The sequence below is a fragment of the Polynucleobacter sp. MWH-UH2A genome (genome assembly GCF_018687195.1).
Classification (GTDB): Bacteria; Pseudomonadota; Gammaproteobacteria; order Burkholderiales; family Burkholderiaceae; genus Polynucleobacter.
Window position 1 is genome coordinate 639,236 of sequence record NZ_CP061321.1, and the last position, 12,872, is coordinate 652,107.

General features: G+C 41.8%; 17 protein-coding genes. 15 read left to right on the forward strand and 2 right to left on the reverse strand.

Going from position 1 to position 12,872, the window contains the following annotated elements:
* The first annotated feature begins 2 nt into the window (after window positions 1-2).
* The 7 genes from IC571_RS03520 to IC571_RS03550 all read left to right on the forward strand — a co-directional run bounded on the left by IC571_RS03520 (window position 3) and on the right by IC571_RS03550 (window position 4,137).
* Window positions 3-443: a cupin domain-containing protein gene (locus IC571_RS03520; RefSeq protein WP_215317450.1), complete on the forward strand. Its 441-nt coding sequence runs from the start codon at window positions 3-5 to the stop codon at window positions 441-443.
* Window positions 444-490: 47 nt separating this feature from the next.
* Entirely contained in the window at window positions 491-769 is a 279-nt protein-coding gene (locus tag IC571_RS03525) for a hypothetical protein (protein ID WP_215317451.1), read from the forward strand.
* Entirely contained in the window at window positions 766-1,983 is a 1,218-nt protein-coding gene (locus IC571_RS03530) for a polyhydroxyalkanoate depolymerase (protein WP_251373499.1), read from the forward strand. The genes IC571_RS03525 and IC571_RS03530 overlap by 4 nt, the downstream gene beginning before the upstream one ends.
* Before the next feature lie 14 nt (window positions 1,984-1,997).
* Window positions 1,998-2,213: a hypothetical protein gene (locus IC571_RS03535; protein WP_215317452.1), complete on the forward strand. Its 216-nt coding sequence runs from the start codon at window positions 1,998-2,000 to the stop codon at window positions 2,211-2,213.
* Between the two features lie 12 nt (window positions 2,214-2,225).
* Window positions 2,226-3,017, forward strand: a complete 792-nt coding sequence (gene scpB / locus IC571_RS03540) for a methylmalonyl-CoA decarboxylase (protein ID WP_215317453.1) — start codon at window positions 2,226-2,228, stop codon at window positions 3,015-3,017.
* 12 nt (window positions 3,018-3,029) lie between these two features.
* Complete coding sequence (locus IC571_RS03545) at window positions 3,030-3,446, forward strand: BLUF domain-containing protein (RefSeq protein WP_215317454.1); 417 nt, start codon at window positions 3,030-3,032, stop codon at window positions 3,444-3,446.
* A gap of 184 nt (window positions 3,447-3,630) precedes the next feature.
* On the forward strand, window positions 3,631-4,137 hold the full coding sequence (locus tag IC571_RS03550; RefSeq protein ID WP_215317455.1) for an HPP family protein: 507 nt from the start codon (window positions 3,631-3,633) through the stop codon (window positions 4,135-4,137).
* Between the two features lie 26 nt (window positions 4,138-4,163).
* Here the strand turns inward: IC571_RS03550 and IC571_RS03555 are convergent, their stop codons facing one another.
* The gene (locus tag IC571_RS03555) at window positions 4,164-4,631 is read right to left on the reverse strand and encodes a nuclear transport factor 2 family protein (RefSeq protein WP_251373501.1); all 468 of its coding nucleotides are present in this window, start codon (window positions 4,629-4,631) and stop codon (window positions 4,164-4,166) included.
* A 77-nt stretch (window positions 4,632-4,708) separates the two neighbouring features.
* On the opposite strand from IC571_RS03555, the gene IC571_RS03560 reads away from it, so the two are divergent.
* The 5 genes from IC571_RS03560 (at window position 4,709) to cynS (ending at window position 8,959) form a co-directional block, all read left to right on the forward strand.
* Window positions 4,709-5,227 carry an HPP family protein gene (locus tag IC571_RS03560; protein WP_215317457.1) on the forward strand — a complete coding sequence of 173 codons (519 nt, stop codon included), beginning with the start codon at window positions 4,709-4,711 and terminating at the stop codon, window positions 5,225-5,227.
* Window positions 5,228-5,384: 157 nt separating this feature from the next.
* Window positions 5,385-6,758, forward strand: coding sequence for a CmpA/NrtA family ABC transporter substrate-binding protein (locus IC571_RS03565; protein WP_173955433.1), 1,374 nt, complete (start codon window positions 5,385-5,387; stop codon window positions 6,756-6,758).
* Between the two features lie 11 nt (window positions 6,759-6,769).
* On the forward strand, window positions 6,770-7,630 hold the full coding sequence (ntrB, locus tag IC571_RS03570) for a nitrate ABC transporter permease (RefSeq protein WP_215317458.1): 861 nt from the start codon (window positions 6,770-6,772) through the stop codon (window positions 7,628-7,630).
* Window positions 7,620-8,486 carry an ABC transporter ATP-binding protein gene (locus IC571_RS03575; protein WP_173955434.1) on the forward strand — a complete coding sequence of 289 codons (867 nt, stop codon included), beginning with the start codon at window positions 7,620-7,622 and terminating at the stop codon, window positions 8,484-8,486. The genes ntrB and IC571_RS03575 overlap by 11 nt, the downstream gene beginning before the upstream one ends.
* Window positions 8,487-8,515: 29 nt before the next feature.
* The gene (gene cynS, locus IC571_RS03580; protein ID WP_173955435.1) at window positions 8,516-8,959 is read left to right on the forward strand and encodes a cyanase; all 444 of its coding nucleotides are present in this window, start codon (window positions 8,516-8,518) and stop codon (window positions 8,957-8,959) included.
* A gap of 249 nt (window positions 8,960-9,208) precedes the next feature.
* Here cynS and IC571_RS03585 read toward each other — a convergent pair whose 3' ends face one another.
* The gene (locus IC571_RS03585) at window positions 9,209-10,228 is read right to left on the reverse strand and encodes a linear amide C-N hydrolase (RefSeq protein WP_173955436.1); all 1,020 of its coding nucleotides are present in this window, start codon (window positions 10,226-10,228) and stop codon (window positions 9,209-9,211) included.
* A gap of 247 nt (window positions 10,229-10,475) precedes the next feature.
* On the opposite strand from IC571_RS03585, the gene IC571_RS03590 reads away from it, so the two are divergent.
* From IC571_RS03590 to IC571_RS03600, 3 genes are all read left to right on the forward strand, one after another.
* A complete protein-coding gene (locus tag IC571_RS03590; RefSeq protein ID WP_215317459.1) occupies window positions 10,476-11,870 on the forward strand; it encodes a P1 family peptidase in 1,395 nt (464 codons plus the stop codon).
* A gap of 17 nt (window positions 11,871-11,887) precedes the next feature.
* Window positions 11,888-12,217, forward strand: coding sequence for a multidrug efflux SMR transporter (locus IC571_RS03595; RefSeq protein ID WP_173955438.1), 330 nt, complete (start codon window positions 11,888-11,890; stop codon window positions 12,215-12,217).
* A 278-nt stretch (window positions 12,218-12,495) separates the two neighbouring features.
* Entirely contained in the window at window positions 12,496-12,870 is a 375-nt protein-coding gene (locus tag IC571_RS03600) for a hypothetical protein (RefSeq protein ID WP_215317460.1), read from the forward strand.
* Window positions 12,871-12,872 lie beyond the last annotated feature (2 nt).

The following is a 12,872-nucleotide window of genomic DNA, read 5'->3' on the forward strand; positions in this document are numbered from 1 at the left end:
TCATGAATGCACCCGTTAAATTTAAAAGTGATACTGATTTTTCTCATGTAAAGCCAGCAGATACGCAGTTTTTGCCTGGAGGCTTAAGAGACTTTTTCTTATACCGCGATTTGGGAGTGGCAAAAGCAACCAAGGGAAAAGTAATTGCCCATTTGGTTAAAGCCAATAAACCACCAGTTGATGGTACTGGCTGGCACTATCACGTAGCTGAATTTCAAATTGTCATCATGAACAAGGGTTGGGCAAAGTTCATGTATGAAGATAAGGTCACATTAGTTGAGGCCGGCGATGTCGTGCATCAAATGCCTGGGATTACTCACTATCTATTTGATTACTCGCCAGATATGGAGTATCTAGAAATTGTAGGACCTGCGGATTTTGAAACGGTTCCAGTGGCTAAGGGGCCAGCAGATGTTCCTGGAGTTACCCCATGGAAGTCTTGAGTAAGAATTCACTGACCTCCGATTTTACGGTGCTGTTTCAGCGGATTATGACGTTGGCAGAGGAGCTTGATGGCATGCGCGAGTATTACCGCGATCTTTATAAGAAGATTGAGGCGGATGAATTCACGGATGTAGATATACAAGAGTTAGACCTTCTTAAAATCTTTAACGTTGCGGGTTTTGTCAATCTATCCATTATTTCTGCACAAGCAGCACAAACAGCAGCAATCATTGCGAATGATGTTTCCCTAAGCAGGGTATTTGATCCTACTTTAAAAACCACTGAGAGAGCACTGCGTCACATTGAGAGTGGTGCGTATAAATGATGTACAAGGCTTACCAAACCTTTGCAAACCTGCATGATCCTATTCGCATATTTGCGAAAGCATCAGAGCGAGTTTCTAATAATTGGTTTGGGAATCTCAGCTTAAATCCGTTACAACGGCTCTCGGCGCACTATGAGCAAATTGCATTGCTTGGTTTTACGCATACCAGACCAGACTTTAAGATTGATTCGGTAATCGACTCGTTTGGTATAGAGCAAGCTGTAAGAGAAGAAAAGGTGTATTCAACCCATTTTTGTGATTTGGTGCGCTTTAATAAACCTGTTATTGAGGGTCAGCCAAAGATATTGTTGGTAGCGCCTATGTCAGGGCACTTTGCCACTCTTTTGGCGGGCACTATTAGAACTCTATTACGAGATCATGATGTGTATGTCACTGATTGGCTCAATATTCGCGATGTTCCACAGAGTTGTGGCGAATTTGAATTCGATTCTTATGTAGAACATATTATTCATTTTCTGCAGTTTATTGGTCCGCAAACTCATCTCATGGCAGTGTGTCAGCCAACGGTAGCCTGCCTTGCTGCTACAGCAATCATGTCTGAAGATAAAAGTCCTGATGCTCCCGCAAGTTTGACACTCATGGCTGGCCCAATTGATGTCAGTCAAAGTCCTACCAAGGTAAATGAGTTAGCAAGTAGCAAGCCGATATCATGGTTTGAAGAAAAGCTTATTGGAGAGATACCAAAACCTTTTGGAGGCGCAGGTCGAAAAGTATATCCAGGCTTTTTGCAGCTAATGGCATTTATGAGTATGAATCCAGATCGTCATGCGGAATCGTTTCGTAAACTCTACGAATATCGTATTAGTGGTGAGACCGAGAAAGCTGACGCTATTCATGAATTTTATGAAGAGTACTTCGCCATTATGGATTTATCTGCCAACTTTTACCTGCAAACAATTCAAAAAGTTTTTATGGATCGAGACCTTACTTTAGGAAAGTTAACTTATCAAGGCAGATTAGTGAATCCAAAGCTGATAAAAAAGACATTTCTCCTGACGGTGGAAGGTGAAAGAGATGATATTTGTGGCATAGGGCAAACATTAGCTGCCCAAGACCTTTGTAGTGGTCTGCCGGGCTACATGAAGTCACACCATCTTCAGGCTGGTGTGGGGCATTACGGTGTATTTAACGGTAAGCGCTGGGATACACAAATATATCCCGTTGTTCGTAACCACATTCAATCGGCTCTTTAAATCGGGAGGGAATCATGGTTGTCTATATCACTAACGGAATAGTTGCGAGAATGCGGCGCAATGATGGAACTGATAGGGGCTCTCTTGCGCTTCAACCTGGAAAATATGTTGCAAACAAAATCAATGATGGCTCATTAGAAATTTTGCAGGATGCAGGAGAACCTGTTTACTTGCTGCCTTTTATTTGGTGGGAAAAGATGGAATTAGGGGATCTTTTGATTGCGGCATAAAAGGTTTTATAAATGAATTATCAGTACATCAAAATTAAACAAGCAGAATTGATTGCGACAATTCGATTCAATCACTACAGCAAAAGAAATGCGTTGAGTGAATGTTTAATCGAAGAGATACATCATGCGCTTGAACTTTTTAGTAAAGAGGATGTACGTGTCTTAGTGCTTCGATCTGATAAAAAGAATAAGGTATGGTCTGCTGGTCATGATGTAATGGAGCTCCCAAGATCTGAGCGTGACCCTCTTCCAGCAGATGATCCCGTTATGGTTCTGCTTAAATCTATTAGGGCTTTTAGGGCGCCAGTAATTGCCATGGTTGATGGTTCTGTTTGGGGCGCATCTACAGATCTGATTATGAGTTGCGATATAGCAATAGGAGACCATGATTCGACATTCGCAATTACGCCCGCAAAACTAGGTCTTCCATACACGGCAAGTGGTATCTTGCACTTCATGTCAAGAATGCCCCTTAATGTAGTTAAGGAAATGTTTTTAACGGCAGATCCAATTGGTGCTGACAGAGCATTACAGATTGGTATTCTTAATCACCTTTATGTATCAGGCGAGTTGGAAGCCAAGACATACCAAATGGCGAAAACCATAGCGTCCAGATCCCCACAAGCTAATTCAGTCCTCAAAGCTCAGGCGCAAATGTTATCGGATGCGGCTGTTCTGAATCCTACAGTATTCGAGCATCTGCAGTCTTTACGCAAGAATGTTTATATGGGTAGCGACTACAAGGAGGGGATTACGGCTTTCCTTGAAAAGCGGGAGCCTGTTTTTGGCCAAGCTGCTGAGTAGGGTTCTGTGTTGATGGATCGACAATCTCTAATTGAATTTAGCTATATCAGTAGAGCGAAAGATCCATTCTCAAAACTGCAATTAGTTCAGCTATTTGATAAAGCATTTAATTTCAACACTGCAAATAGAATTACCGGCGTCTTATTCTATGAAAATCGATATTTTGCTCAAATATTAGAAGGTACTAGGGAAGACATTTCTCATTTGTGGAAGCAAATACAAAACGATAGTCGTCATGTCATTATTCGTGAATTAGATTTTCGGGAGATTGATGAGCGAGCATTCCCTAGTTGGGGTATGCGATTCTTTGGGGCCGATCGAATTGCGAAATATACCCCAAATTTGAAGCAGCATCTTAATGGCTTACCGGAGAATGACTCTAAGCTCTTGACCTTAATGCGTTCGGTTGCTGCTTTGGATAAAACATGAAAAAGCCCCAAGATTTCTCATGGAGCTTTTGTATAACTGGTAGGTCGCACGAGATTCCAACTGGTGACGAAGGAGTTAAATAACTCTGCAAGCAATCGCTCGGAAAGGGGGTCTAATTGAGCTTTTGACGAGTGCATTGATGGAGGTCAATGCATTTCGGAGGGTAAATGCCTATGATCTATCAATGAAAGTTTATTCACTACGATTGTTATGGGTCCTATTTGGATCTTTTATTGCCATTGGTTTAGCTTTACTTATTACAAAGGCAAATTCTCCGCTATTGCTGGCCTCCCTTGGTGGAACAACTTTGTTTTTATTTGCACTCACGGGGGCGCCGGCTGCTCAACCTAGGGCGGTATTTGGTGCGCACTTGATCAGTAGTTTGATTGGCATTTTGGCATATCAATTGCTTGGGGATGCTTTTTGGGTTTATGTTCTCGCCTTGATTATTACCATTGCGATCCTATTGCTCACTAGGTGTGTGCATCCTCCAGCGGGCGCAAATCCGCTGATTATGATCCAAGCCCATGCTGGCTTTATTCATCTTGGTGTCACTGTGATGGCTGGAGTATCGATCATTTTCTTGACTGCAATGATCTGGAGTCGCCTCGGAATTGGATCAAAAAAGTATCCTGTTTCATGGACGCAACCATCGCCCCCAACTCATAATTGGGGTATTTGGGACGATTGACTAGATTTCCCTTAACAGGGCAAAAATCAGAAACCGTAGTCGCTCAGGCCTGGATGATTATCCGGTCTTCTACCGAGAGGCCAAAAAAATTTCCGCTCAGACTCTTTGATTGGTAGGTCATTGATGCTAGCAAAGCGACGCATCATAAAGCCATTTTCATTAAATTCCCAATTCTCGTTACCAAAACTTCGCGTCCAGTTTCCTGAGTCATCATGGCACTCGTAGGCAAACCTGACCGCAATTCGATTATCAGTAAACGCCCAAAGTTCTTTAATTAATCGGTAATCCAATTCTTTCGCCCATTTGCGGTGAAGAAATTCTTTTACTTGCTCGCGCCCAATTGGAAATTCAGCGCGATTTCTCCAAATGGTATCTTCTGTATAGACCAGCGAAACTTTTTCAGGATCCCGAGTATTCCATGCATCCTCAGCCATCCTAATTTTTTGAATGGCCGTCTCTCTTGTGAATGGCGGGAGAGGTAATTTTTTTTCCATTTTTAGCTCCATTAATCATAATTATTTCAATATGGATATATGATGATCCATAAATTGTTAATTGTTTGTAATTTTGCATGCTACAAAAATTTATTGCTAAGTTAAATTCTTATCTTGATCGTATAGCGCCTGGCCAGCCTGTAGTTCAATGGCGAAGAGCCTTGGTAATATCGGCTGGCGTTGGCATTGCAGTACTTGCTATTGAATTCATGAATCTCGCTTATGGCACTCTTGGTGTTAGTGAGTCAATGGTGCTTGCTGTCTTTGGGGTGACTGCCTTGTTGATATTCCTATTTCCAAATAGCATGATGTATTCACCGTTAACAATATTGGAGGCAAACTTATTTGCCTCATTTGTTGCTCTAACCTGTGTATACATAATACCCATACCAATATTGGGGCTTATTATTTGTATGTTATGCACTACTTTAGGGCTTTATCTCCTAAATTGCATCCACCCACCAGCTTTTTTTCTAGGGGTGGTTATAGTGATGGCGGGAGTAGATAGTTTGGACTTTGCCTTCTATCCACTTATGGTCGACTCCCTCTTATTATCTTTGGCAAGCTACCTCTATCGGTCTTACTTGAATCGTTGATTAAAACTTCAAGAAAATCAGGCCAATAAAAATACAGTTTTGGTGCATACGATTTTTCTATGAGTTCTTTTGGTGCATTTCCTCGGGATTAACCCAAAGCGTTTTATTCAGAATGGATTCATGTAGTCAGCTGAATAAAAAACATGAGGAGATTGAAATGAATTCATACCGCCCATTTGACCCAGATAGGCCTTTGTTTACTAGTCGCTGTAGTTGTGGGCGTCATGCATCCGACGCTGAGCATGCTTTAGAGCTATCGGCAAAAATCGACGAAGAAAAGATAAGCGCAGATTTTGTTGAGGCCAGCCTTGTTAAAGCATTATTTCCTCAAGAAAGCCGTCGCCGTGCTTTTCTAAAGGCAGTTGGTGCTGGTGGTGCAATGAGCGCGCTATCTGGGTTTCTTCCGGTTGGCGCTTTGCAGGCCATGGCTCAAGAAAAAGCACCTATTGAAAAGCCAGACCTCAAAATTGGATTTATTGCGATTACCTGCGCAACCCCTCTCATCATGGCTGACCCTTTAGGATTTTATAAAAAGCAGGGCTTAAATGTTACTTTGAATAAGACTGCCGGCTGGGCCCTTATACGCGACAAGATGCTCAACAAAGAGCATGATGCTTCACACTTTTTATCTCCAATGCCAATTGCAATGTCTATGGGTCTTGGATCTGATCCAAGTCAGATGAGAGTTGCAACAATCCAGAATGTAAATGGCCAGGCGATAACTTTGGCTAATAAGCATAGAGATAATCGAGATCCCAAAAAATGGAAGGGCATGAAATTCGCTGTTCCATTTGAATACTCCATGCATAACTTCTTATTGCGATATTACGTATCACAAGCTGGGTTAGATCCAGATAGGGATATTCAAATCCGTGTGACACCTCCACCAGAGATGGTTGCCAATTTACGTGCTGGAAATATTGACGGCTTCCTTGGACCAGATCCTTTTAATCAGCGCGCGGTTTATGATGAAGTTGGTTTTATTCATATCCTAACCAAAGAAATTTGGGATGGACATCCTTGCTGCGCATTTGGAACATCTGAGGACTTTATCAAGAAGAATCCAAACACTTTTGCAGCCTTATATCGCGCCGTATTAAATGCTTCAACGATGGCGCGAGATCCAGCTAATCGACCTCTAATTGCAAAAGTGATCTCTCCTGCAAATTATCTCAACCAGCCTGAAACAGTAGTAATGCAGGTGTTGACTGGAAAGTTCGCTGATGGATTGGGGAATGTTCAAAATGTGCCTGACCGCATTGATTTCAACCCAATACCTTGGTACTCCATGGCCACTTGGATGTTAACGCAGATGCAGCGCTGGGGCTATGTAAAAGGTGATGTGAACTATAAAGACATCTCAGAGAAAGTCTTTTTGTTGACTGATGCTAAGAAATATATGGGCGAGACTGGCATTTCCGTTCCTCCTTTGGCAAAGGTTGGCTACAAGAAAGACAAGATTATGGGCAAAGAGTTTGATCCTTCCCAGCCTGCTGCTTATCTAAAATCATTTCCCATAAGCAAGGCGTAGAGAGTTTAAAAATGAATAACTTATCTCTCAAGGCGAAGGGTGCAATGCTTTCCGTGGTGATGCTATTTTTTGGATTATGCATATGGCACATAGCCACCGCTCCAAAAGTTGCCACCACTCCAATTGTTGCTTCTGGCTCAAGCGAATATCAGGCGCTTATGGGGCAAGGTGGAGGCGGTGATGCTGAGAAGTCAGGCTTCCCAACTCTAACTCAGATGGGCGAGACTTTTTATAAGCAACTATCTCGACCTTTTTACGACAATGGGCCGAATGACAAAGGTATTGGTATTCAGCTTGCATATTCCTTGGGTAGGGTTGGACTAGGATTTTTTCTGGCAATGCTCGTTGCTATTCCATTTGGATTTTTGATCGGAATGTCTCCGTTGGCTTATGAAGCATTCAATCCATTTATTCAAATTCTAAAACCCATCTCCCCTTTAGCTTGGATGCCAATAGCGCTATACACAATTAAAGATTCTTCTATTTCGGGAATATTTGTAATTTTCATTTGTTCAGTTTGGCCAATGCTGTTAAATACCGCTTTTGGTGTAGCCAATGTCAGAAAAGAATTGCTTAATGTAACCAAAACCCTTGAAGTATCTCCTCTGCGCAAGGCGTTTTTGGTAATTTTACCTGCTGCCGCTCCGACTATTTTGACTGGGATGAGAATTTCAATGGGTATCGCATGGCTTGTAATTGTTGCTGCAGAAATGCTAGTTGGTGGTACTGGTATTGGATATTTCTTATGGAATGAGTGGAATAACTTGTCTATTTCGAGCGTTATTTTTGCAATTGTGATGATTGGGATTGTTGGCATGTTGCTAGATATGGTCTTTGCAAAACTTCAGAAAGTGGTCTCATATGCAGATTGAAAAAGCATTCCTCAGGGTAGATGGCCTATCTAAATCTTATAAGCTAGATGCACCCCCAGTTTTTGAAGATATCAATTTTGAAATTGATCGCGGCGAGTTTGTCTGCATTATTGGCCACTCCGGCTGCGGCAAAACCACAATTCTTAATGTGCTTGCTGGTCTTGAGGATGCATCTGGCGGTTATGCCTATATGCTTGACCGAGAGATTAAAGGGCCTAGTTTAGATCGCGGCGTTGTTTTCCAAGGGCATGCATTAATGCCATGGATGACAGTTCTTCAAAATGTAGCCTTTGCCGTCAAATCTAAGCATCCTGATTGGAATAAATTTCAAATTGAGGAGCATTCAAAAAAATACTTAGCAATGGTTGGATTGGTTAACGCCGAGAATAAAAAGCCCTCTGAATTATCTGGCGGTATGAAGCAGAGGGTTGGTATTGCCAGAGCATTTGCGATTGAGCCCAAAATGTTATTGCTTGATGAGCCATTTGGCGCCTTAGATGCTTTAACGCGAGGAGTGATACAAGATGAGTTGCTAAAGATATGCAGCGAAACGAAGCAAACTGTATTTATGATTACGCACGATGTTGATGAAGCTATTTTGCTCTCAGACAAAATTATGCTCATGAGTAATGGGCCAAATGCTCGTATTGCCGAGATCGTAATCAACACATTGCCAAAGGATCGAAAGCGTGCAAACTTGCATCATGATCCAATGTATTATCCAATGCGCAATCACTTAGTTGACTTTTTGGTTAACCGTTCAAAGGATTTACAAGCCAAAGGTTCGGCGGGCATGTTGGACGGCTATAAGCCTATATTAGTTTGCCCAGGTCTACAAACCCCAGTTACGCAATAAATCAAAAACCTACAATTAAGGAGAAAAAGATGGATCGTTCAGTAGTGACACAAAAAATTATTGAAGCAAAAGTAAAAAAAGGTATGAAGTGGGCTGATATTGCGAAAGCAATTGGTGAGTCAAAAGAGTGGGTCACGGCTGGTTGCTTAGGTCAAATGACTTTTACTAAAGCTCAGGCCGAAGCTGCCGGAAAATTGTTTGATTTAACTGATGAAGAGATGGCATGGTTGCAAATTGTTCCTTATAAAGGTTCTTTACCAACAGCGGTTCCAACGGATCCATTAATTTATCGTTGGTATGAAATCGTGAGCGTATATGGAACAACAATCAAAGAGCTCATTCATGAGGAATTTGGTGATGGAATTATGAGTGCTATTGATTTCTCTATGGATATCCAACGAGAGCCTGATCCCAAGGGCGATCGAGTGCAGGTAGTTTTATCGGGTAAATATCTATCCTATAAAACTTACTAGTCAATTTATAAATCAAAAATAAAAGCCACCGAGAGGTGGCTTTTGTATAACTGGTGGGTCGGGCGAGATTCGAACTCGCGACCAACGGATTAAAAGAAGTCATACCTCTTCAAAAACCTATATAACATAAGGCTTTAAGCGACCAAAATATGACCGTGCGATTGACTGTGCGATTGCTTTTTGGTGCAAAGTTCGAATCTGTGGATTAGATTTCCAGCTTTTAATTCCCTGACTAATGAAATGAGAAGATTATTTCTTTAATGTCTGAAACTTGCTAGTCACATCGCCGCTTATTGTCGAGTCTTCACCAGATAAAGACTTAATTGAGGCGCCTTTAGAAAAATCTACTTTCTTTAGATCAACCCAAACCATATTTGGGGAATCAGAGGCATTAAAGTAGTAGATCCTATTTTTAGAGTCCGCCAAAGTTGTCCACAAGGTAGGCCAAGTATCTTCAGACTCGATTGCGGTAGAGGTATTGTGAGCGCCAAGAGGAACGGAAACTGTTTTAGTGATGCTAAACACTTGAGCTAATGCTTCTTGCGTAGATTTTGGTACTGGACTAGTTTTTAGGAAGGCAGAGGCACGAACAAATCTGCTGGCTGGGTCAATGTCGCCAGGAAGGGATTCCTTGCCACCAAAGTATTTGTAGTTCTTGAGATTATTTAATTGCCAATCCAATGGCGGCTCATTTGTCATTACTGCTGTTTCTGGGCCATGATGAATGACCATCTTGCCATCAATAAATTCAATTACCGCAGAATCACCTACTTCGTCTGAAAGAGATACATGTAGGGGCCACTCGCGTCCAGATGCTTTGATAGAAACAATCTGAATTTTCTTTATCTCTGCGAGCGCCTCATTAACTGTCGCCGCATTGTCGAGCAAATATTGAACGATTACCGCATTTGATACGCCAGGGCGAGTATCCCTTTTTTCATATTGAGACTCATGAAGATAAAGAAGATTAGCTACTAAGCCTTTTTCATTGATGCCATCTGAGCTACCGACATCTAGTGAGTTAACTGCAACACTTCCGTATTTAGCATTCCATTTTGCTGAATTAGGCACTCCGCCGTTTCTAGCAACACCTCTTGGATAAATCATGAGCTTAGCGTGATCTGGCATATACAGATCCATTGTTCTACCAACTACAACATTGCCAGTTGAATTAAATAAAACACGAGAACAAGCAATCGCCTGATTATTTAGAAGGCCTATTGATAGGCTAGCAACTAATGCGAAGGCAATATTTTTACTTTTAAACATGATGCTCTCTTGATATGAATGGGAAATAGTTATATACGACTCCACAGGCTTCCACCTGGGAATATAAAGGTAATGCTTAACTAAGGATATCCAGTCTAAGAATTATTTGATTGCGATATTTTTTCATGCTTTAAGGATTTGTCGTAAAAATTGAGCTATTTAAGTTTGATTTAGGTCAATAGGGTTGCGATATTGTGAATCGTTATACTAAATACATCTCTAACATGCAGCCTTTAAATTCAGAAATATGCAAATCAAAATAGGCCTACCAAAGCACTTAATTGGTGTAATTGCTTCTTCCGTTTTTATGATGAATGCTATAGCTGCAACGGATGATGTTATTCCTAATGATCAGTCAAGTCTGAAGCCTATCGTAAATTCAGGTGGCAAAGAAATAAAATTTAACTGGCCCATGTTCAAAATTGGTACCGCAGAATACAAAGAGGGGCCAACGGGCGTAACTGTTTTTAGTTTTAATAATAAAGTACATGCAGTGATGGATGTAAGAGGGGAGCCGGGTATTGCCAATACGGAATGGTTGAGATTAGGGCGTGATACCCCAGTGGTAGATGCCGTTGTCTTATCGGGAGGATCAATCTACGGTTTAGAGAGTACGACTGCTGTTGCCTCCGCAATGAAAGATGATCAATATAGAACAGGCACTATTGGCGATGTCGCATTATCGACCGGTGCGATTATTTATGACCTAGGAGATCGACGTTTAAATGAAGTTGTCCCAGATAAAAAGTTAGCGCAAGCGGCATATAGAAATGCTAAGGAAGGTATTTTTCGAGTTGGCTCTGCTGGAGCGGGGCGCTCCGCAAAGAGTGGCGGACTTTTTGGATTAAATGGCTATTCTGGACAGGGTGGTGCCTTTTATGAAAAAGGTAATTTAAAGATCGCGGCATTTGCCGTGGTTAATCCACTAGGTGCTGTCGTGGATAGGGATGGCAATATTCAGACTGGATATTCTCATTCGAGTTGGCCGCCCAACCTAAAAATTGCTGATTTATTAAGGATTACCAAAAACGCCTGGGGCACCAAAGACAACGAGGTTCGGCAAACTCAAAACACGACTATTAGCTTAATCATTGTGAATCAAAAGTTGCCAAACGCTGACCTACAGCGATTAGCAACTCAGGTTCATACTTCAATGTCTCGAGCACTTCAACCATTTGCCACTCAGTGGGACGGCGATGTACTTTTTGCAGTCTCTACCGATGAGGTTGATTTGCCTACTGCTAAGGCTGAGCGTGAAAAAACCATGGCATTGCTCCCTGTAATTGCTTCTGAAGTTATGTGGGATGCATTGTTATCTGCCGCTCCTGAGCAGCCTGCATTGCCCATTCCAATCAAAACAGATAAAGTACTTCCAGCGAAATACGCGGGTAAGTATCGATTTAGTCGATTTGTTACTGTAGAAATTACGGCTAAAGATGGCAAGCTATATGCACGGGCAACTGGTGAGCGAAATGCCTTTGCTATTCCCAAGGGCCGATCCGTTGAACTTTTGCCCATTAATGAGAATTTAACCCAGTTCACGTTAAATGAGTCGGCCCGCTACCCATTGGTGCTCGATTTCACAGGCGATTCTTTGGTGATCAATCCGGGATTGTGGGCGCAAATGAGTGAGAAGCGCTAATTTTATAAAGGCGAACTATGGCGTGGTTTATGTTGAGTTTAGCGATCATCACCGAGGTGATCGCAACAACTGCTCTAAAGTACACAGAAGGTTTTACAAAGCTATCCCCTACCTTGATAACTCTAACTGGGTATGGCATTTCATTTTTTGCACTCTCAAAAGTGCTTGATCAAATCCCGACTGCTATTGCATATGCCATTTGGTCGGGCACTGGGATTTCTCTCGTAGGCTTAATTGGCTGGGTATGGTTAGATCAAAAACTGGATTTGGGGGCGCTGATTGGAATTGCACTCATCATTTCTGGAGTTGTGATTATTAATGTTTTTTCAAAATCTATCTCGCACTAATAACTTCTTAAGCCAAGCAAAAGAAAAAGCCCCTGGATTTCTCTAGAGGCTTTTGTATAACTGGTGGGTCGGGCGAGATTCGAACTCGCGACCAACGGATTAAAAGAAGTCGTGGCTCTTCAAAATCCTATTTAAATCAATAGTTTGTATGGCTAAAAAGTCAGTGTGCGATTGACTGTGCGATTGCAATTTAGCTCTATATATGTCAATTGGGTGAAATATTTCAGATGTAAAATTCGAAAATGAGCTTTTTTAGGTCTAGGTACCTTCTTCTTCTGATGTTCTCTCTGGCTGTAATTTTGCAGCTATTGACCCCTTTTTTACATGCCCATACTGGGGCTTCAACTCAGTTTGGATTGCACCTACACGTAGTGAATACTGGTTTTGAGGCAGCAGTTGCCTCAGAAGTGGGCAAGTCATTTGTTACTAGCTCTTCTGAAGAGTCTCCAGAGGTTGGGGTGCCAGCTTCTCGTCAAGCCGATCAGATAGATCTGATTATTTGTGCGTTTTATGTATTGGTTTTATTTAGTGTTGCCAAGTTAAGAATTAGTAACGTCTTAAAGCAGTATTTTTTTAGCGTTGAAAGATTTGCTCACCAACGTTATTCTCAAAATAGTCCACCCATTTCTCTAGCCTCGCCAAACTACCTCTAAAT

Bases quoted from the DNA above. Each gene is read 5' to 3' on its own strand.
- IC571_RS03520 (WP_215317450.1), top strand. From the start codon at position 3: ATGAATGCACCCGTTAAATTTAAAAGTGATACTGATTTTTCTCATGTA.
- IC571_RS03525 (WP_215317451.1), top strand. From the start codon at position 491: ATGACGTTGGCAGAGGAGCTTGATGGCATGCGCGAGTATTACCGCGAT.
- IC571_RS03530 (WP_251373499.1), top strand. From the start codon at position 766: ATGATGTACAAGGCTTACCAAACCTTTGCAAACCTGCATGATCCTATT.
- IC571_RS03535 (WP_215317452.1), top strand. From the start codon at position 1,998: ATGGTTGTCTATATCACTAACGGAATAGTTGCGAGAATGCGGCGCAAT.
- scpB (WP_215317453.1), top strand. From the start codon at position 2,226: ATGAATTATCAGTACATCAAAATTAAACAAGCAGAATTGATTGCGACA.
- IC571_RS03545 (WP_215317454.1), top strand. From the start codon at position 3,030: ATGGATCGACAATCTCTAATTGAATTTAGCTATATCAGTAGAGCGAAA.
- IC571_RS03550 (WP_215317455.1), top strand. From the start codon at position 3,631: ATGAAAGTTTATTCACTACGATTGTTATGGGTCCTATTTGGATCTTTT.
- IC571_RS03555 (WP_251373501.1), bottom strand. From the start codon at position 4,631: ATGGAAAAAAAATTACCTCTCCCGCCATTCACAAGAGAGACGGCCATT.
- IC571_RS03560 (WP_215317457.1), top strand. From the start codon at position 4,709: ATGCTACAAAAATTTATTGCTAAGTTAAATTCTTATCTTGATCGTATA.
- IC571_RS03565 (WP_173955433.1), top strand. From the start codon at position 5,385: ATGAATTCATACCGCCCATTTGACCCAGATAGGCCTTTGTTTACTAGT.
- ntrB (WP_215317458.1), top strand. From the start codon at position 6,770: ATGAATAACTTATCTCTCAAGGCGAAGGGTGCAATGCTTTCCGTGGTG.
- IC571_RS03575 (WP_173955434.1), top strand. From the start codon at position 7,620: ATGCAGATTGAAAAAGCATTCCTCAGGGTAGATGGCCTATCTAAATCT.
- cynS (WP_173955435.1), top strand. From the start codon at position 8,516: ATGGATCGTTCAGTAGTGACACAAAAAATTATTGAAGCAAAAGTAAAA.
- IC571_RS03585 (WP_173955436.1), bottom strand. From the start codon at position 10,228: ATGTTTAAAAGTAAAAATATTGCCTTCGCATTAGTTGCTAGCCTATCA.
- IC571_RS03590 (WP_215317459.1), top strand. From the start codon at position 10,476: ATGCAAATCAAAATAGGCCTACCAAAGCACTTAATTGGTGTAATTGCT.
- IC571_RS03595 (WP_173955438.1), top strand. From the start codon at position 11,888: ATGGCGTGGTTTATGTTGAGTTTAGCGATCATCACCGAGGTGATCGCA.
- IC571_RS03600 (WP_215317460.1), top strand. From the start codon at position 12,496: ATGTTCTCTCTGGCTGTAATTTTGCAGCTATTGACCCCTTTTTTACAT.